The sequence below is a fragment of the Streptomyces phaeolivaceus genome, from assembly GCF_009184865.1.
Taxonomy (GTDB): Bacteria; Actinomycetota; Actinomycetes; order Streptomycetales; family Streptomycetaceae; genus Streptomyces; species Streptomyces phaeolivaceus.
Window position 1 is genome coordinate 5,451,993 of record NZ_CP045096.1, and the last position, 19,008, is coordinate 5,471,000.

Annotated in this window: 15 protein-coding genes and 1 pseudogene; 5 read left to right on the plus strand and 11 right to left on the minus strand. The window is 72.2% G+C overall.

All coding sequences use genetic code 11. The annotated features are described in order from the left end of the window. Positions 1 to 25 precede the first annotated feature (25 nt). Positions 26 to 667, minus strand: coding sequence for a response regulator (locus F9278_RS25730; RefSeq protein ID WP_152170429.1), 642 nt, complete (start codon positions 665 to 667; stop codon positions 26 to 28). Further along, complete coding sequence (locus tag F9278_RS25735) at positions 667 to 2,820, minus strand: sensor histidine kinase (RefSeq protein WP_152170430.1); 2,154 nt, start codon at positions 2,818 to 2,820, stop codon at positions 667 to 669. Before F9278_RS25735 ends, F9278_RS25730 begins: the two co-directional genes overlap by 1 nt. Positions 2,821 to 2,937: 117 nt before the next feature. Here F9278_RS25735 and F9278_RS48800 point away from each other — a divergent pair, with 117 nt between their 5' ends. Beyond that, on the plus strand, positions 2,938 to 4,041 hold the full coding sequence (locus F9278_RS48800; protein ID WP_404818944.1) for a CPBP family intramembrane glutamic endopeptidase: 1,104 nt from the start codon (positions 2,938 to 2,940) through the stop codon (positions 4,039 to 4,041). Here F9278_RS48800 and F9278_RS25745 read toward each other — a convergent pair. Together F9278_RS25745 and F9278_RS25750 are read right to left on the minus strand one after the other, a co-directional pair. Beyond that, positions 3,970 to 5,658, minus strand: a pseudogene (locus tag F9278_RS25745) (SpoIIE family protein phosphatase); the annotation flags it as partial. The gene F9278_RS48800 and the pseudogene F9278_RS25745 overlap by 72 nt on opposite strands. A gap of 132 nt (positions 5,659 to 5,790) precedes the next feature. Next, a complete protein-coding gene (locus F9278_RS25750; protein ID WP_193241628.1) occupies positions 5,791 to 6,237 on the minus strand; it encodes a hypothetical protein in 447 nt (148 codons plus the stop codon). A gap of 289 nt (positions 6,238 to 6,526) precedes the next feature. On the opposite strand from F9278_RS25750, the gene F9278_RS25755 reads away from it, so the two are divergent. Continuing rightward, a complete protein-coding gene (locus tag F9278_RS25755) occupies positions 6,527 to 6,979 on the plus strand; it encodes a DUF7144 family membrane protein (protein WP_152170431.1) in 453 nt (150 codons plus the stop codon). Between the two features lie 28 nt (positions 6,980 to 7,007). Here the strand turns inward: F9278_RS25755 and F9278_RS25760 are convergent, their stop codons facing one another. The 4 genes from F9278_RS25760 to F9278_RS25775 form a co-directional block, all read right to left on the minus strand. Next, entirely contained in the window at positions 7,008 to 7,466 is a 459-nt protein-coding gene (locus tag F9278_RS25760) for a hypothetical protein (RefSeq protein ID WP_226966941.1), read from the minus strand. A gap of 58 nt (positions 7,467 to 7,524) precedes the next feature. Next, a complete protein-coding gene (locus tag F9278_RS25765) occupies positions 7,525 to 8,496 on the minus strand; it encodes a hypothetical protein (RefSeq protein ID WP_152170432.1) in 972 nt (323 codons plus the stop codon). 83 nt (positions 8,497 to 8,579) lie between these two features. Further along, positions 8,580 to 10,280 carry a methyltransferase gene (locus tag F9278_RS25770; RefSeq protein ID WP_152170433.1) on the minus strand — a complete coding sequence of 567 codons (1,701 nt, stop codon included), beginning with the start codon at positions 10,278 to 10,280 and terminating at the stop codon, positions 8,580 to 8,582. A 49-nt stretch (positions 10,281 to 10,329) separates the two neighbouring features. Continuing rightward, on the minus strand, positions 10,330 to 11,574 hold the full coding sequence (locus tag F9278_RS25775; RefSeq protein ID WP_152170434.1) for a 4-hydroxybenzoate 3-monooxygenase: 1,245 nt from the start codon (positions 11,572 to 11,574) through the stop codon (positions 10,330 to 10,332). A gap of 507 nt (positions 11,575 to 12,081) precedes the next feature. Between F9278_RS25775 and F9278_RS25780 the strand changes: the two genes are divergently transcribed. Beyond that, complete coding sequence (locus tag F9278_RS25780) at positions 12,082 to 12,636, plus strand: hypothetical protein (RefSeq protein ID WP_152170435.1); 555 nt, start codon at positions 12,082 to 12,084, stop codon at positions 12,634 to 12,636. On the opposite strand, the gene F9278_RS25785 is transcribed toward F9278_RS25780, so the two are convergent. Next, positions 12,578 to 14,038 (minus strand): fused MFS/spermidine synthase, encoded by a 1,461-nt coding sequence (locus F9278_RS25785; protein WP_226966942.1) that lies wholly within the window; start codon positions 14,036 to 14,038, stop codon positions 12,578 to 12,580. The two genes, F9278_RS25780 and F9278_RS25785, sit on opposite strands and share 59 nt — an antisense overlap. 256 nt (positions 14,039 to 14,294) lie before the next feature. Between F9278_RS25785 and F9278_RS25790 the strand changes: the two genes are divergently transcribed. Next, positions 14,295 to 14,486 carry a hypothetical protein gene (locus F9278_RS25790; RefSeq protein ID WP_226966943.1) on the plus strand — a complete coding sequence of 64 codons (192 nt, stop codon included), beginning with the start codon at positions 14,295 to 14,297 and terminating at the stop codon, positions 14,484 to 14,486. Here F9278_RS25790 and F9278_RS25795 read toward each other — a convergent pair. Both F9278_RS25795 and F9278_RS25800 read right to left on the minus strand, forming a co-directional pair. Then, entirely contained in the window at positions 14,466 to 15,758 is a 1,293-nt protein-coding gene (locus F9278_RS25795; RefSeq protein WP_152170436.1) for a 5-methylcytosine restriction system specificity protein McrC, read from the minus strand. The genes F9278_RS25790 and F9278_RS25795 overlap by 21 nt on opposite strands. A gap of 4 nt (positions 15,759 to 15,762) precedes the next feature. Then, positions 15,763 to 17,988 carry an McrB family protein gene (locus F9278_RS25800; protein WP_226966944.1) on the minus strand — a complete coding sequence of 742 codons (2,226 nt, stop codon included), beginning with the start codon at positions 17,986 to 17,988 and terminating at the stop codon, positions 15,763 to 15,765. 284 nt (positions 17,989 to 18,272) lie between these two features. On the opposite strand from F9278_RS25800, the gene F9278_RS25805 reads away from it, so the two are divergent. Continuing rightward, positions 18,273 to 18,734 (plus strand): hypothetical protein, encoded by a 462-nt coding sequence (locus tag F9278_RS25805; RefSeq protein WP_152170438.1) that lies wholly within the window; start codon positions 18,273 to 18,275, stop codon positions 18,732 to 18,734. The last annotated feature ends 274 nt before the right edge of the window (positions 18,735 to 19,008 follow it).

The following is a 19,008-nucleotide window of genomic DNA, read 5'->3' on the forward strand; positions in this document are numbered from 1 at the left end:
CCGGGTCGCGCGTTTGGGCGGTGCCTCACGCCCCGCGCGGCCGGGTCAGTCCGGTGTCGTACGCGAAGATCGTGGCCTGGACCCGGTCGCGCAGGCCCAACTTGCGCAGCAGCGCGTTGACATGGGACTTCACGGTGCCCGTGGTGACGCCGAGGGTGTCGGCGATCTCGGCGTTGGCGAGTCCCGCCGCCACCAGTGTCAGGATCTCGCGCTCACGCGGGGTGAGGGTGGCCAGGGGAGCGGGGTCGGGCGCGGGCGCGGAGTGCGCGAAGGCCTCGATCAGCCGGCGGGTGACGGCCGGGGCGAGGATGCCGTCGCCGGAGGCCACGGCCCGGATGCCGCCGAGGAGTTCCTCGGGCCGGGCGTCCTTGAGGAGGAACCCGGAGGCTCCGGCGCGCAGCGCGTCGTGGACGTACGTGTCCTGGTCGAAGGTGGTCAGGACGAGGACGCGCGGGGCGTCGTCCCACGCGGTGAGCAGCCGGGTGGCGGTCAGCCCGTCCATGCCGGGCATCCGGATGTCCATCAGGACGACGTCGGGGGCGGTCCGGCGCGCCAGTTCGACGGCGTGGGCGCCGTCGCCGGCCTCCGCGACGACGGTGAGATCGGGCTCCGCGTCGACGATGGCGGCGAACCCGGCCCGGACCACGGCCTGGTCGTCCACCACCATCACCCGGACGAGGTCCGAAGGGTCTTCGGCTGAGGCTGAGGCTGAGAATGAGACTGAGGTTGAGGCTGGGTCTTGTCCCGGGGCTGGGACGGGGGCTGGGGTTTCGATGGGGGCATCTCCTCGTGCTCTGTCCCGGTGTCGGTCGCCGCGCCCTGTCTCAGCACGGCCAGCAGTCCGCGCATGGCGGTGAGGGCGGCCCTGGCCTGGTCGGCGGCGCCGTCGAGGTCGGCGCGTTCGGCGTGGGCCACCACCTCGTCGGCGTGCCGCAGCACCGCCTGGCGCAACTCGGCGGCGATGCGCTGCCGTTCCTCGTACGCCTCGACGACCGCGGACCACACCGCCGCCGAAAGCGCGCTGTCCTCACGCCGGGTGACCCGCTCGCGGCGCCGGCGGACGAAGACGCCCAGGCCCCAGACCCCGGCCATCAGGAAGGCCAGGAACCCGGCGACGATCACGGCGACGAAGCCGAGGACACCGAGGAAACCGAGGAAACCGACCGTGCCGAGACCCCCGTCCCCGCCGTCGGGCGTGAGAGGGCCGCCGCTCAGCACGTCCAGGGTGACCGTCGCCGCCGCGAGACCGCCCGCCACCAGGAGGATCGCCGGCCAGGTGCGGCCGGGAGGCCCGGCGTAGGCCGCCACCGCGCGCAGGGCCACGCACTCCGCGCACGCCCCCGTCAGGGTCAGCGCCCAGGCCACGTCCGAGGGCAGCAGCCCGTGGGCCAGGGCCACCGGGGGGATCCAGGCGGTCGCCAGCACCAGCAGGAGCGCGGTCCAGGGGGCCTGGCGCCGCCACAGCAGCGGCAGGGCGTGCAGTACGGCGGGCAGACAGGCCGTCGCGGTGGCGGCGGGCCGCTCGATCAGTACGGCGACGACGGGCAGCGCGGCGACCGCGAGCACGGTCGCCGTGTCCGCCGAACTCACGCGCGGGAGCGCCGAGTTGCGGCGCCCCGCCGCCGAGGGGTACGGCAGCCGGGCCCGTACGACCCAGCCGGGCCCGTCCGGTCGGGGCCCCGCCGCGAAGCTCCCGCCGAGCCCGACCGCCCGCTCCCGCATCCCCGAGGTCCCCCGCCCGGCCCCGAGCCCCTGCCGCACGGCCGGGACGGCAGACACGGCCGGGGCGGGTGCCGCGCCTACGGAAGCCGTCGCCGCGTCCGGTGGCGGACCGGGCGTTCCGTCGTCCCGCACCACGAGGTCCAGGGCTTCGCCGCCGTCCCGGAGCACGACGTGTACGGCGGTACCGGGGGCGTAGCGCAGGGCGTTGGTGAGGGACTCGCGGACGAGGGCGAAGGCCGCCTCGGCCACCGGGCCCGTCAGGGCGGCCGGGCCGGGGGCGATGTCGAGGCTCACGCGCTGGCCCAGGCGGACGAATCCGGCGGCGAGTTCGGTGACGCGCTCCTCCAGGGGGCTCTCCTCGTCGGCCGCCGAGGTCCGCATCACCGTCACGAGCCGGTGCAGCGCCTCCACGGTCGCGCGCCCGCCCTCCGCCGCCGACCGCAGCGCGTCGGCGGTCAGTTCGGGCCTGCGGTCACCGAGCCGCCGGGCGGCCTCGGCGGTGACCACGACGGAGGTGAGGTGGTGCGCGCTGACATCGTGCAACTCCCGCGCGAGACGGTCCCGTTCCGTGGTGGCCGCGCGGCCCCGTACGGCCTCGGCGCGCGCCAGTTCCCGTTCGGCGGCCCGCCGTCCGGCGAGCCACTGGCGGCGGCTGCGGCCCGCGCCCACGGTGCCCGCGAACACGGTGAGGCTCGCCAGCGCCTCCCCGCCGATGTCGACGGCCGAGTCGTACGCCGTCAGGGACCCGAGCACCGCCGAGCCGATCATCACGGCCGCGACGAGGACCGCCGTCCGGCCCGGCCGCAGGACCGCCACCGAGTACAGCGCGACCACGCCCGCCACGGCGGCGGCCCCCAGTCCCTCGTCCGGTACGACGAACTGGCCGGTCAGCGTCAGGGCATCGATGACGAGCGCCGAGGCGACCGGGAAACGCCGGCGCGTCCCCAGCACGGCGGTGGCCGCCACGGTCACGGCCAGGCCCACGACGAGCCGGGGCGCCTCCACCGTCTCGCCGCGCAGCAGCGCGTACCCCGGCCAGACGGACAGCTGAACGACCGCCAACAGCGCGGGCAGCAGCCAGTTCCGTATGCGCTCCATGATGGCGCCGATCATACTTTCGGCCCGCTGCGGCGGCCGTCCCTATCCCCGGTTGGAGACACCGGTCGTACGTACGGCCGACGCCACGACCGTCCGTACACCGGGAAGCTGATGCCCATGACGACGCCGCACACCGCCGCCCCGCCGCCCCCGCCGCTGCCGCCCCCACCACCCCTTCCGACGCTCCCACCCCTCCCGTACCACCGGCTCGCTCTCGTGACCGGGCGGCACCGGTGGTGGAGGCCGCTGGTGGGGACCGGGGTGGTGGTGCTCGGCGCGGTGGTCGTCACGCTGCTGGTGCTCGTGGGCGGTGAGATCGCCGGCGCGATCCTCGACCGCCCCCGTGACGCCGACGGCGACATCGTCTGGGGCACGATCGCCGAGACCGCCCTGATGCTGCTCTCCCTCGGCCTGTGCATCCCGGTGGTGCTGCTGGCCGCGCGCTGGACGCAGCGCCGCCCGGCCGGCACCGTCGCGTCGGTCGCGGGCGGACTGCGGTGGCGCCGCCTCGGACGGTGCCTCGCGGTGGCCCTGCCCGTGGCCGCCGCGACCCTCGGCCTCTCCCTGCTCCTCCCCGGAGCCGACGGCGGCGGCGGTGGCGGCGGCGGTGGCGGGCCGGACTGGACATGGGCCGGCCTGACCCCGTTCCTGCTCGGCCTCGCCATGGTCTGTCTGCTCGTGCCGTTCCAGGCGGCGGCCGAGGAGTACGTGTTCCGTGGCTGGCTGACGCAGGCGGTCGGGGCCTGGTGCCGCTCGCCGTGGATCGCGGTCGTACCGCAGGCCGTGCTCTTCGCCGCCGCGCACGGCTGGGGAACGCCCTGGGGCTTCGCCGACCTGGTGGTGTTCGGCCTGGTCACGGGCCTGCTGACCATCCGTACGGGCGGTCTCGAAGCGGCGATCGCCCTGCACGTCCTCAACAACCTGCTCCCCCTGGGCGTCCTGTCGGCCACCGTCGACGGCCTCGGCATCGAGCAGACGGCCGCCGACATGGACTGGACGATGCTCGCCGTCGACGTGCCCCTCGTCGCGCTCTACGCGGCGGCGGTGCTGTGGCTGGACGGCCGACGGCGCCCGCCTGTCTCAGGCGGCTTTCCGGCGGGCGGCGAGCAGGGTGACGTCGTCCTCGGCGGGCCCGTGGACCAGGCGCGCGAGCAGGGTGTCGAGGACCCCCTCCAGCGGGCCGTCCACACGGAGACCGAGCCCCGTCAGACGGCGCAGTGAGGCGTCGATGTCCACACGGCGCTGTTCGATCAGCCCGTCGGTGTACAGCAGGAGCACGTCCCCGGGCGGCAGCGGCACGGTCGACGCCTCGTGCCCGCCGAGGTCGGTCCCGAGGGGCGGCCCCGCCGGGACCGGCACCAGATCCGTACGGCCCTGGCGGCGCAGCAGCACCGGCGGGGGATGGCCCGCGCTGGAGATCGCGCAGGTGCCGGAGCCGGGGTCGACGAGTGCCAGCAGACAGGTGGCGACCCGGTCGACGCCGATGCTCGCGACCCGGTGGTCGGCCTCGTCCAGGACGCGTTCGACCGGGGCGCCGGACACGGCGAGGGTGCGCAGCAGCGAGCGGTAGTGGCTCATGGCGACGGCCGCGGTGAACCCGTGGCCCATCACATCCCCCACGACCTGGAGGGTCTGCCCCGAGGGCAGCGCGATCGAGTCGCACCAGTCCCCGCCGACCAGCGCGTGCCGCCCCGCCGGCAGATAGCGGGAGGCGACCTCGACGTCCGGGTGCGGGACACCGGGCTCCGACAGCAGCGCGCGCTGCAACTCCAGGGCCATGTCGTGCTCGAAGGAGTACTGCCGCGCGTTGTCGATGGCGACGGCGGCCCGACCGGCGAGATCCTGCGCGACGATGACGTCCTCGTCGGTGAAGGGGGCGGAGTCGCCGCCCCTGAACAGGGCGAGGAGGCCGACCGGATGTCCCTTGGTCGGCAGGGGTACGCACAGGAGGGAGTGGATCTCCGCCGCGCGCATCGACCTCAACTTGGACGGCGGCACATGCATGTCGAGCAGTACGTCGTCCGTGACGAGGTTTCCCACCCAGGGTCGGCCGGTGTCCAGGCACATCCTGGGCTGTGAGCCACGGCGGGCGTCGAGGTACTCCCCGATGTTCCTGATCGCTCCCAGGCTGCTGACGCCGTCCGGGCCTCCGGCGACGGCGACGACGCGCAGCCGTACGACACCGGGAGCCGGGGGCGGGGCGTCACAGGACTCCTCCTCCAGCGTGCTGACGCTCGCCCGGTCGGCCAGGATCGGCACCACGAAGTCGGCCAGCTCGGCGCAGGTCTCCCGCACACCGAGCGTCGTACCGATGCGGGTGGTGGCGGTGTCGAGCAGGGCGAGGCGTTGCTGCGTCCGCTCCAGGTCGTCCATGGACTGTCGCAGCCCGCTGACCTCGATCGCGATGCCGCACAGTCCGGTGACCCGTCCGTTCTCCTCCAACCGGTGGTAGACCGCGCTCCACTGGCGGTTCGGAAACGGCGAGCTGGCGTGCGTCCTGCCCGTGACGGACAGCTCGCGGGGGCGGCCGTCTTCGAGGACCATGCGCAGGATCTCCTCCGAGCGGTGGACGCCCGGCAGTACCTCGGCCATGGTCCGGCTGCGGAAGGCCGAAGGGGGCACCCCGCTCATCCGGGCCATCGCGGCGTTGACGTAGCGGTAGCGCAGCCGGTGGTCCAGGACCGCCACCGCGGCGGGCGTACCGTCCAGGAGGCGGCGCAGGATCCCGTACTCGTGGGCCTGTTCCACCACCTCGCCGGGCGCGTCCGCGACGGCGGACAGCAGCGTGTCCTCGGCGCCCGTGAAGAGCCACTTGAGCGGCAGCCGGTCGTAGCCCACGCCGGACCCTCCTCACGTGCCCCTGACGAGGTCATGCCTCCGTCCAGTCTGTCCCAGCCACAGCGGGGCCGCACCCGGGGGCCACGGCCCCCCGCAGGCCATGGCCCCCGGGTTCACGCCCCACCCCGCCGCTCAGAAGCTGGGCGGCGGTACCGCCCTCGTCGTCGCTCTCAGGCCGAGGTGGTCGTCCGGGTCCTGGAGCCGGGTGCCCTGGGTCGCCAGCATGCGGCGGACGGCCGGGGCGGGCACGCGGATCACCACCGGGCGGCGCAGGGTCAGTTCCCGCGCGGCGGTTCCGGTACGGGAGGCGCGCACCCGGTTGGTGACCTGGGCGACCACCCGTACGTCCAGGGTGAACTGGACGAGGACGGACTCCGGTTCGGGTTTGTGCGGCGGCGTCGTGCCGGAGGCGTTCGCCGCCGCGTCGGCCGAACCGCCCGCGCCGCCCGCGTTGCCCATCAGCCGGTTCAGCCGGAACTGGTCGGCGTTGAGCAGTCCCGCGCCCGCCAGTCCGTACGCCGAGGGTCGCCTCGACCGGCACCCGCAACGCACGCGCGAGGCCCCGGGAGACCCCTCCACCCACTCCGGCCTCATTCGTCGCCCCGGCCACACCGGTACGCCAACTACCGTACATCCGGGGGCTGTTGACTTCCCGACCCGACCGCTCCGGGCGACAGGGCAAGGCGAGCACGGCTCGTGGTGAGGGGGGAGTGCGGAGCGGGGGAGCTGTGCCGCCCGCCCGGCCCCCGGCACCTGCCGCCCCCCGGCTTCGGAATGCCGAGGGGGTGGCGTGGTGTCACGCTGGGACGAGGGAACGAGTCGGTCCGGGGTGTCCGACCGGACGGCTCTCCGACCCGAGGAGGCCGACATGGCCAGTGGCGCCACCCGAACCGGATCGGCCGACGTCGACCCACGCCCATGGCACGGGCCCACATCCGGTACCACCGTCCTCGCGGCAGTGCTGATGATCTTCGGCGGGGCGATGGCGATCTTCGAGGGGATCACGGCGATCGCCGAGGACGACCTGTTCCTCGCCACACGCGACTACGTTTTCGAGTTCAGCCTGACGGGCTGGGGCTGGGTCCACCTCGTCCTGGGAACCGTCCTCGTCCTCGCGGGGTGCGCCGTGCTCGGCGGAGCCCTGTGGGCGCGCTTCTTCGGCGTGGCCGTGGCCGGGCTCGGCGCGCTCGCCAACTTCCTGTGGGTGCCGTACTACCCGCTGTGGGCCCTGTCGTTGGTGGCCGTCAACCTCTTCATCGTCTGGGCGCTCTGCGTGGGTATGCACCGGGAGGCCGACGACGGCCGCGGCCGTGTGACGTGACCAGGCCCTGCCCGCCCACGCCCGGCGATCACGGCCGGCCCACCAGCGCCGCGTACGCCCGCCCGATCTCGCCCAGGTACTGCGCCAGATCGAAGCGGGCCTCCTCGACGGGCCCGCCGTCGGGGCCCGGGTACGCCAGGCCGGACCAGATGACCGTCCCGCCGCGCAGCCGGATGCGGACGGTCAGCGTGTCCGACTCGGGCGTGGGCCCCGGCTCCGGCCGTGCCCGGGTCGCCACCTCCACCGTGCGCGGCATGTCCGTCGGACAGAGCGGCCCGCCCGGCCGGAGCAGCCGCTCCGGACCGAGGCCGACCATGCCGCTGTCGCCGCGCGTGATCATGTCGAGGCCGTCGACGAAGAGGTAGGTGTGGACGCCGGTGCACACCGGAGGCCCAGGACACGCGCCGACGAGCAAGGTGCTCACCGCGCCCTCGCCCTGCCCGGCGGCCCCGGAGGCCCGCACCGTGCGCGGCGCCCTACGCGGCATCCACCTGCTCCGACGTCATGGACCGATGGTAACGACGCCGCCGGGGCGAGGGTACGGGTCAGTTGTCGTCGCGGATGCTGGTCGCGATGCCGTTGCTGATCACGACCTCCGCGGAGAAACCCTTCTTGGCGGCGGCCTCCAGCTCGGCCTCGGTGCACTCCTTGCCGCCCTCGCCGCCGGGGCCGGTGTTCACGGCGTCGCAGATGTCGTCGTAGCCGATGATCTCGGTGTCCTCGGAGACGAAGAACTGCTGCTCGGTGCCCTTGGAGTCGGAGACCGTGTACTTGCCGGGCGCGAGGTAGGAGACGTTCCCGAACCAGGTGCCGCTGACGCCCTCGCCCTTGTCGATGCCTTCGACGGCGGTGTCACGGGAGTCGGAGTCAGAGCCGGAGTCGGACCCGGAACCGGAACCGGAACCACCACCGGAACCGCTGCCGCTGCCACTGCCACTGCCGGAGCCCTGCTGGGCCGCGCGCCGCTCCGTCACCAGGGTCGCGACGCCGTCCTTCATCTTCACGTCGGCGTTCACGGCGGCCTTCTTGGTGGCGGCCTCCAACTGGTCCAGCGTGCACGGCGCGTCCACCTTGGACCCCGCCTCCCCGCAGATGGTGCCGGTGCCGTAGACCTCGGTGTCGTCGGCGACCCAGAACAGCTGGTCGTCCTTGCCGGACACGGACACGATGTACTTGCCCGGGGCCAGATAGCTGACCTGGCCGTTGTCGAACGAGCCGCTGACGCCCTTGGCACCCTTGGCGTTCGACGCCTTCTCCGCGACCGAGGCCTTGTCCGATCCGCCCGCGCCGGACGAACCGGACGAGTCGGCGTCGGCGCCGTTCTGGCATGCGGTCATCAGCAGTCCGGCGGTGATCGCGGCGGTGACGACGACGGCCTTGCGGAGGTGGCGGTTGATCACGGGGGTGGTTCCTTCCGGGGGCGGGGCGGGGGGAGATCCGGCGGCGGTTCCGTCGGCTTCCCGGTCCTGCGTCGAGCAGGACACCGGGTAGGAGGGGGCGCGGAGCCCGTTGGTCACGCCCGTCCCCCCTTCAGGACACCGCTGTTGCAGAGCGGTGACACAACGCGGCTGCTGGGAACGGCGGTTGGTGGACACCCCGTTCACCCCGTGAACGCGGCCCCCGCCTTCCTGACATGCAGCACATGCCCGTCCAGCGGCAGCGGTGACCGGCCCACCAGGGTCAGGCCCGCGTCCGCGAAGAGGCGCCCGTAGTGGCCGGCCCGCCGCTCGCGTCCGCCGACGTTGCACATCATGTGGAGATCCCAGGCGGTCGCCAGCGAGACCGAGCCGTCGGAGGGGAGCACGCGTTCGACGACGAGCAGATCCGCGTGCTCGGGCATCGCGCGGGCGCAGTGGCGCAGGATCTCGCGGCAGCGCTCGTCGTCCCAGTCGTGCAGGACACGGGACAGGACGTAGACGTCACCACCCGTGGGTACGTCCGCGAAGTCACCGGTCACAAAGGCGCAGCGCGCGCCGAGGCCGGCCTGCTCCAGCCGCAGCCGGGCGGCCTCGACGGCGTGCGCCCGCTCCAGCAGCACCCCGTTCAGCCCCGGGTGCGCGGCGAGGATCCGGCCGAGCAACTCCCCGTTGCCGCCCGCGACATCGACCACCGTGGCCCCGGCGGGCGCCCCGGCCGCGGCGGTCAGCACCGGATGCGTGGGCACCGGGTCGAACATGGCGGCCCCGGCGGCCATCGACCGGTCGAAGAGTTCGGCGAGTTCGGGGTCGCGGGCGAAGTGGTCGAAGTGGTTCTCGCCGAAGAGATGCTCGAAGGCGACCTGCCCCGTGCGCACGGTGTGCCCGAGCCCGCCGAAGGACTCGTAGAACGGCCCGCCGTACATCAGCGCCAGCGCCCGCATCGACCCCGGCGCACCGTCCCGCAGCAGCGCGCCCGTCTCCGTGAGCCGGAAGCCGTCGCGGCCCTCCGTCACCGCGCCCAGCATCGCGACATAGCGCAGCAGCGTCGCCAGGTTCCGCGGCTCCGCACCGACCTCCCGCGCCAGCTCCTCCACACCCACCCCGCGTTCGCCGTCCATGGCGTCGGGCACCCGGAGTTGGGCGAACACGGCCAGCGCCTGTGTCGTCCAGGCCCCGGTCAGCAGGCGCAGGAGCGTTTCGGCAGGCTGTCGGGCGCGATGCTCGGCGAGGTGGGCGGCGAGCACGTCACGGTGGTCGCCGGGGACGTACAACTCCACACGCCGACAACCGACCTTCGCCTCGGCGGGCGCCCCGAAGTAGAAGACCGTGCCGTTCTCGTGCGGGTTGTAGCCACCGCCGTCCGGGGTGGCTCCGTAGCGCGCGAAGGTCGCGCACAGGCCACGCAGCACCAGCGGATTCGGCGACGCGACATCGAAGGCGACATGCGTCTCGTGCGCCTGTTTACGCTCGTGCGCGGCGATCTCGTCCAGCCCCGACCCCGGCGGCACGGTCAGCGCGAACACCTCGACCGTACGGTGCGCCCCGTCCACGCCGGCCACCGCCGGGCGCAGGATGCCGACGTCCAGCTCGGCGGCCGGCCGTCGATGCCGTACGGCCAGTCGCTCGCGTACGACGACACTCGGCCGCGGCGGCAGGGCCGCGTCGAGCCCGCAGTCGCCGAGCATGGCGCGCAACTCCGCCTCGTCCGAGGGGAAGACGAGCAGCGCGGCATGTGAGAAACGACAGTGCTCCACGAGAGTCCGCAGCTCCGGACCGTCGAGCCCGGGGAACAGGAGCGGCAACAGGGCGGCGGTGTCCTGCTGCTTGACGAAGTCGACCGTCGCGAGCAGACGGGACGTGTCGCCCGACGGCGTCGTGATCATTACGGGAACCCTCATTCGGTACAGGCGGAAGTGCGGGGTGGAAGGGGACTTAGACACCGACGTAGTGCTCGGCGAACCAGTCCTGGTGGCTGCGCGAAGTCCGCAGCGAGTCGATGCGGGAACGCCGCAGGGAGTCATGGAACGGAGAGGCGCCGCCGGCCGAGCCGTCCGACCAGCCCTCCGACGAGCCGTGCCCGCCGTGCCCGCCAGGCCCGCCGTGCAGCAACCGGATCATCCAGTGCGAGAACTCCTGCGCGCGCCAGATGTACGGCAGACACCGCGCGGAGTAGGCGTCGAGCCCCTTGGAGTCGCGGTGGACGAGGTCGTCGGCCAGGGCGTCGGCGAGGATCTCCGCCTCCAGGACCGCGAGATTGGCGCCCTTGGCGGCGGAGGGGCTGACGAGGCCGGCGGCGTCCCCGGCGAGGAACAGCGAGCCGTGGCGCAGGGGTTCGAGGACGTCGGACTCCAGGTCGACGACGGCGCGTTGCACGACACGCCCCCGGTGCAGGGGGCCGTACTCCGCTCCCCGCATCCGCAGGTCCAGCTCGTCCCAGATCCGTTGCTCGGACCAGGAGTCGGCCGCCGTACCGCGCGCGCACTGCACGTAGTAGCGGGTGATCTCGCTCGTACGCGCCATGTGCCCGGCGAATCCCCGTTCGTGCACCGCGTATCCGACGGCGTCCATACTGGGCGGCGCCTCGGCGAGCAGCCCGAGCCAGGTCACGCCGTGGTCGCAGTGGTGCCGGCGCACCGTCCCGGTCGGCAGCGAACGCCGGGCGGCGCCGTGCCGCCCGTCGCACCCGGCGACGTACCGCGCGCCCCAACGGCCGGGCCGACCGTCCGCCTCGCGCACGGTCACCGAGGGACGGTCGGTGTCGGCGTCGAGGACGGCGACCGCCTCGGTGCCGAACTCGACCCGGCCGCCGACGGCCAGGAAACGTGTCAACAGGTCGGTGACCAGCAGCTGTTGGGGGTAGACGGTGTGCCGCTCACCCCGCCCGAGCCCGCCGTAGTCGAGCCGGAACCGGCCGTCCGCGCTGCGGAACTCGCAGGTGCTGTGCGCCTGTCCGTGCCGCCGCAGCCCCTCGGCCAGCCCGTGCCGCTCCAGGATCCGTACGGTGTTGGCCGCCAGGAACCCGGCGCGCGCCCGCGTCTGGATGTGCGCGCGCTCGGCGCGCTCCAGGACGACGCAGTCGACCCCCCTGTTCTGAAGAAGATTGCCGAGCACGAGCCCCGCCGGTCCGGCACCGAGAACGACGACATCGGTTGCCCTCCTGCTCTGACTGTCTGTCACGAGAGGGGATGGTAGGTCCCATGAAGTGACTTACTTGACATAAATCACCCGAATGGGAAGAGCCATAGCAGTGCGCCGGGGCGCACGCCCCCAAGCAGCACGCGCCCCCAGGTCACGCGCTGTCACCTCCAGCCGCGCGCTCTCCCCTCGGCCTCCCCTCGGCCTCCTCCCGGCCCTCCCTCCCGGCATCTCGCGGCCCCTCCCCTCTGAAGGGTTCCATCCCGGACCACAGGTACCCGCAGCGCGAGAACCAGACCCGCAAGGCCCTGGTCGAGGCCAAGCAGGCCCTCGCGACGCTGCTCACCCAGCTGGCGGCGGCGGACAACGCCCCCGGCGGGCAACGCCCCCGGCGGCCAACTGCTGACCGGTTTCCAGTCGGGCTTCCCCGCGTTCCGGGCCGCGACGCCCGCGCAGATCGCCACGTTCCTGCCGCGGATCATCGAGGTCGTACGGCGCGTCCAGTCCGGCCTGAACGCCGAGGGCGCCGAGGGCGCCGAGATCACCCTGGTGGGCGACGGCGGTGCCGACCCCGGGGTCGCCGGCTGGGTCGCCCCCAGCGCGAGCGACCTGTACAACCGCGTCTTCCACCCCAACCAGCGGAAGAGCAGGGGCCTTCCGACCATGGACGCGGGCCGGAGCGGACCGATCAATCTCACCGACGAGGGCCAGAACGCCTGGTACATCATCCACGAGGCGACCCACCGCTTCGCGGGCACGCTGGACTACCCGTACAGCGCGCGCGACATGGAGTTGCAGGAGGAGGACGGCAACGCCGCGACGGACGCCCTGGTGCCCGAGGGGGCGGCGGAGCGCGAGGCGACCATGCTCGGCAAGCGCGCCCTGCGGGACCCCGCCACGTACAGCGGCGCGAACGACGGCTCCAACCGTCAGCCGGACTGGTACGCCATGGGACGGCGCGCCCTGATGAACGCCGACTCCTACGCCCAGTTCATCCTGATCGCGACGGGCTACCGGGCCCCGCGCGTCCGACGGCGCCGCCCGGTCACCGTCGCGTGGTGGACGGCTGGAGGAGCTGGTCGACGGGCGCGTAGTCGTCGGTGAGCGGTCGCGCGTCACCGATCCACGAGGTCAGGTCGTCACCGGTGGCAATCCGCCAGCCGGTGTGCCGGGCGTCCAGCGCCTCCTGCGCAGCGCGCGGGTCGACGGCCCGGTCGGAGGCGATCACCACCAGATTGCCGCCCACCGGGGTGGCGTCCGGATCGGGGCCGAGGCCGAGGTCGACGGGCGCGCCGACGAGGGCGACATGCTCGAACGTCTCGCCGAGGGTGGCCACTTCGGCACGGGCGAAGTCCAGCCCACCGTGGTCGATGAGGTTGGCGACGTACACCCCGTCCTCGTCGAGCACCCGCCGTACGTCCGTCATCGCCTCCGCGGTGGTGAGGTGCCATGGCACGCTGACGCCCCCGAAGGCGTCGCCGACGACGAGGTCCCGGCTGTCGTCGTCCAGCCGCCGCAGTCCGAGCCTGCCGTCCTCGACGCGTACGTCGATCCCGGCCTCCGAGGTCAGACCGAGCCGCTCACGGTCGATGCGTACGACCCCGCCGTCGATCTCGGACACGAGGCTCCGTGTCCCGGGCCGGGTGGCGGCGAGATAGCGGGGGAGGGTGAGTCCGCCGCCGCCCACATGGTGGGCGTCGAGGGATTCGCCTTCGGGGAAGGCGGTGTCGACCACCGAGGCGATGGCGCGTATGTACGTGAACTCCAGGAACGTCGGGTCGTCGAGGTCGACGTAGGAGTGCCACAGGCCGTCCAGGACGAGCGTACGGCCGCTCTTCCGGTCGGGGTCGGTGACGATCCGTGCGCAGTGGTACCTGGTCTCCGCGTCACAGGCGCCGGGCGCGACCACGGTGCCGAGGCCCCCGGCGACGACGACCAGGGCCAGGGCGGGGGTGCCGCGCCAGCCCCGGGTGCGCCACTCGACCAGCGCCGAGCCGGCCACCAGCAGTGCGCCGAGGCCGATCAGGATGCCGCTGACCGGCAGTCGCGACACCAGGACGAAGCCGGTGAGGACGGTGCCGACGATGGCGCCGGCGGTGCCGACACCGGACAGCCGGCCGACCACCGTCCCGGTCTCGGCGAGGCTGGTGAGCCGTAGCTTCGTCACGATCGGCGTCACCGCGGAGAGCAGCGCGCCCGGCACGAGAATGGTCAGCGACGCGATCAGCAGCAGCAACGCCGGCGCCCACTCCGCGCTGGTGCGCAGCACGGCGGGGGTGAGCGCCACCACCGCCCCCGACACCCCGAGCGAGGGGCCCAGAAGCCGCCGAGGATCGACCTGGTCGGCGACCCGACCACCGAGCCACGACCCCACGGCGATCGCCGTGAGCGCGATCCCGATCACCATCGTGCTGGTCTCCAGCGTGAGCCCCAAATACGGAGCCAACAGCCGCAGAGCCACAATCTCGACCACCAACACCGCGGCCGACGCCCCGAACACCAACACACCAGCACCCCGAGCCCCCAGCCCGCGCACCCGCGACTCGCTCGCGGATGCGGATGCGGATGCAGATGCGGATGCAGATGCGGATGCAGATGCGGAGTCCGGTGCGGATTCAGGCACGGAATCGGGCGCGGAATCAGGCGCGGAATCAGGCGCGGATTCGGGCGCGGAATCAGGCGGGAACGACGATCCACTCACGCCGGTCATCCTCGCACGCCCCTCCCGTGGGATCACCGCCAAGGACTACGTCGGATACTTCATGAACAGGTATGGAGAGGAACCCGTGTTCGCCCAGCGGCGCGGCGAGAAAACCGGCCCGACGGCCCGACGGCCCGACTGCCCGACGGACGCGATGATCACTGTTGCCGACCTGGTCGTCAACCGCGAGGAAGCGACACGGCTGTCCTCCTGCCTCGCGGCCTCCCGCCCCCTACGGCAGGGACGGACCTGACCCCTCCGGTGCGGTGGCGAAGTCGGCGATCGCCTTCCGTAGGGGGCCGGCGGCGTTCGCCGGCGTGCCGAGGGTGTCGAGGCCCAGCACCCTGATGATGCCGAGTCGGCCTCGCGGTCCCTCGACCCGCAGGTCGCGCTGGGTGGGTGAACCGCCGGGAGCGGGATGGACCACGAGCGCGAGCGCGTCCGCCGGGTCCGTGTACCCGGCGATATAGGTGAGGAGTTGGTGCCGGTCGGCGGAGGAGACGTTCTTCGTCACATAGCTCTTGTACTTCGCGTCCACGGCGAGGAAGCGGGAATCGGCCGACCCCTCGCCCCGAGGGGGGAAGACCAGCAGCACATCGGGGTTGAACGGCGGGGTGTTGTCCTTCAGCCCTCCGTGGGTGCGGATGACCCCTTCTCCCGGTCGCGCGCCCCGCCCACCCAGAGCCGTGGCCGCGTCGACCGCCATCCGGCGGACGACGTTCTCCCACAGGACGTTCAGATTCAGCAGCAGACTCTTCGCTCCGAAGCCGTAGGGATCCAGCAGATCCGTCACACCACCCCCGCCGAGAACCAGCCGTGCCCAGGCGTGAGCGGCTCTGTAGTGCGTGTTCAGGCGCGTGTACTGCCCTTGCGTCAGCATGGCCGTCGCGTCCAGGGGCCGGCGCGGGGAAGGGAACCGGGCCGCGGTGTCGAGCAGCCACCGGGTCTGTACCGGGTCGGTGGACCGCTGGGCGGCGACCGTGAGTGCGGCGCCGCACACCAGGTTCTCCCAGCCCCCGTCCTCGTACTCGAAGGTCTGAAGATGCAGCCGATCGACCGCGCCGTAGCACCGGGTCGCCTGCGCCTCGACATCGAGCCGGCCCCGCAGGACCGTGGCGACCCGCGGGCGGCGTACGTAGTCCCTGCGCAGGCCGCGGCGCAACAGCAGACGGCACTCGTGCAGCAGGGCGGCGGGCACCAGCCCGGCGTATCCGTCCTTACCGAGGGGCCAGTTGCGCAGGGTCTCGTCGGGTTCGCGTCGGCCGTTGGCGTAGCAGAGCCAGTTGATCAGCTGTTTGCCGGGGATCGGGAACTTGGGGCGCAGGACGAGCCGTATCCGTTCGAGCTGGAGCACTCCCGTCGTCGCCCGCGCCTTGAGTACGTAGCCGTTGCCGACCTCGACGACTCCGACGGCCTTGACCGAACGGAGTCTGTCGAGGTCGTCTCCGTAGAGCCGGGAGCGGGGAACGGTGACGGACTCGTGCTCGCTGAGGATCACCTCGTGCCGGGCGGTCGTCCGGGCCACCCCGCTACTCTCCGTCCCAGCCGGTGGCCTCGACGTCGTCCGGAGGTCCCTCGCCCGCGGACCCGGTCCCCGCGAACTCGTCGGCCAGCATGCCCGGCAGGTCCTGTGGGTTGCTCTGCGCGACCCGACCCGTGCGCTCGTCCACCAGCTTGCCGAGCACCTCCCTCAGGAGGTCGGGCTGGCCCAGGCAGTAGTCCGCCACGAGGGGCACGATCTCGTGGTGGAAGGCATGGGAGAGTTGTTCGGCGGTGGCCAGCGGCCGGTCGTCGGCCAGCAGATACGCCTGCCCGAGCAGGTGATCCGGCCCGAAGCAGGCATCGAGCTTGGTGTTCAGGCCCTCCAGGAGGTCGGCGAGACCGAGTCCCTCCACTTCGCCGTCCAGCACATCGAGATCCGGCGGTACGTCGACGAAGGCGAACCTGCGGCGGATCGCCGCGTCGATGTGTCCCACACTGCGGTCGGCGGAGTTCATGGTGCCGATGATGCGGACGTTCCGCGGCACGGTCTGTTGCCGGCCGCTGGTGGGCAGGGTGATGGAGACGGAACCTCGCTTGTCGAGTTCCAGCAGGGTGATCAACTCGCCGAGGATGCGGGGCAGATCACCTCGGTTGATCTCGTCCACGACGATCAGGAACGTCTCGTCGGGCGCCTTCTCGGCCGCCGCGCAGACCCGGCGGAACAACCCGTCCGTCAGCGTCAGGTTGAGCCCTGCCCCGGCCTTCGCCAGGTCCGGCTTGAACCCCTCGACGAAGTCCTCGTACCCGTAGGACGGATGGAAGGTCACCATGGTGAGGCGCGCGGCCTTCGATTCCTTGCCCCCGGGCCCATCCGGCGACTTCGGTTCCTTCTCCTCGGGCACATGCGACAACTCGGCCAGTGCCGACGCCCGTTCCCGCGAAGGCGCGTCGATCAGATCACCGCGGCCCGCCAGCGCGAGGGCCACGCTGAGAGCGAGCCGTGTCTTGCCGGTGCCCGGCGGGCCCTGGAGGACGACCTGTCCCTTGTGGTCGAGCAGGTCCCGGACCCTGCGTACGGCGTCGGGAAGTTCGGTGTCCGGTGCGACCTCCGGCCGTACGGACTCGGCCGGCGCCGCGCCACGCCCGTTCCGGATCTCCCTCCACAGTGCCGCGGGAACCTTGGCGAGGGTTTGCTGCCAGGCGTGCCGCGGCGAGTCGAAGAGCTGGGCGTATGACGTGTCCCAGTCCACTCCCGCGGTGTGCCGGTGCTTCTCCGCGCCCGAGTCGTAGGAGTAGCCCTCGGCGATCCGGCCCACGGCCAGCACCTCGGACTTGCCCCGATTGGCGACGATCACATCGCCGGGTTCGAGGTCGCGGAAAGCGAGCATCTGGCGGGCGAGCCGCAGGTTCCCACCCGCGCTGCCGGGCCAGTACTTGTTCAGTGCTTCCTTGAGTTCCTGGTCGCTCTCGAACTGGCCGAGGCTGCCGACCTCGTCCCAGCCGATCCGGATGCGACGGTTCGCGAGACAGTCGTCCCAGAGACTGGCACGCTCGCCCGGCGCGATCTTCCAGATCACCCGGTCCTTGGGCCGTGGATCATGGAAGGTGTACAGGAACTCCATCACTTCATGCGGAAGCCACCCGTCGAACTCCGGCACCTTCCGGACGAGCGCGAGCAGTTCACGGTTGGCCCGCCAGGTTCGTGTGCCCGAGGAGAGCTGGTGCGGTCGGCCACCCAGCAGCGCCGTGAAGTGCCGGACGTGCGCCGCGGAGAAGATCGGCAGAAAGACGCCGGGGAAATAGACCGCCAGCGCCTTCGTGGTCAGCGCCTGGCCGTACGACAGCAACTCCAGCTCGTCGATACGGTCGTACTCGCCGTCGGCCGCCGCGTGGAAGGCAGCCACGAACTCGGCGCGCACTCTCGTCCACGCCTCGTGCACCCGGAGTCCCCGCAGCGCGCTGGGCACCACCCGCCACTCGCCCGTCCGGTGCTGGTACACGATGTGCTTCGCCGCGCTGCCACCGCGGATGCTGCCTATGGTGTCGGTGCCGTACTCCAGCAGACGGCAGAAGGAGTACGCCGGGCTCCGATGGGCCGCCGGCCCCAAGGCGTATCGCTCCAGGGCCAGTTCGGCCCAGCTCTCCAGCGGGAATTCCCTCACCACCCGGAGCCGCTCCTCCTCGGCCCGGCGTGCGGCTTCCGCAACCGACACCCGATCGAAGACCGCCGAACGATCCGCGAGGCCGTCCCGAAAATCCCCACTCTCAGCCATGGGCACATTCTTCCGCACACACGCACACGCACCCGCACCCGCACCCGCGCACGAGCGGGGCCGGCCGGGCTTGACCGTGCCCTCGTAGCGGCGCTGGCCTGGCCACCGACTTCGCCCGCGACCAGCGGACCCGCCGTCGTCGGTCGGCCATGGACAGGGAATCGCCGAGGGCCGCGCGGCCACGGCAACGCCCTTCGCCGTGTTCCTGAGGCGTACGCAGTAGTGTGGCGACGGTCATACCTGATCGCGTGTCACATGTGATGGCAGGTCACGGTCCCATGGCCATGGGAAAGATCGTGACCCGACGGGTACTTCTCGGTGTTCTGGTTCTCGCATGCCTGGGTCATGTGTGGGCGTATTTCGCGCCCGAACTCTGGTACGAGACTTCTCCTCACATCGGCCGGCCCTGGCAGCCTCGCCTCGGTCCGTACAACGAGCACCTGGTCAAGGACATGTCCGCGTTGTACATGGCCCTTTTGGCCGTGACAGCCGCGGCCTGGCGCTTTGCCGACAGCGACCGGTACGTCATCACGGTCGGTGCGGGTTGGCTCGTCTTCTGCGTCTTCCATTCGCTCTACCACGTGCAGCACCTGAGCATGTTCGGCTCGGGTGAACGCTTCGCGCTCGTGGGCCTGCTTTCTTCATCGACGCTGGTCTCCGCGGCGCTGCTGGCCCCGTCGCCCACCGGGAAGGCGGGGCGCGTTCCGGGACGAGAGATGTGGCGAGAGATGTGGCGAGAGATGTGACGAGAGATGTGACGAGAGACGTTCCGTCTGGGACGAAACGCCACTAACGGGCGGCCGATCAGCCCGGATGGGTCGGCGAACCCCCTCCCTGTGCGAGGGCGTTGGCTCGCAGACGGGCCAACTGCCCCTGCTCTCACGGGTTTTGTTGTGCGAAAGGGGCCGAAGTTGTGCGAATGCTGTGCGAGGAGGTGACAGGGTGACCGGATGTGTTGCATCTGGTGTGTCGGGGGAGCCCGGGACCCGTGGGGTTCCCGGGGCACTGACCATGAGGAGG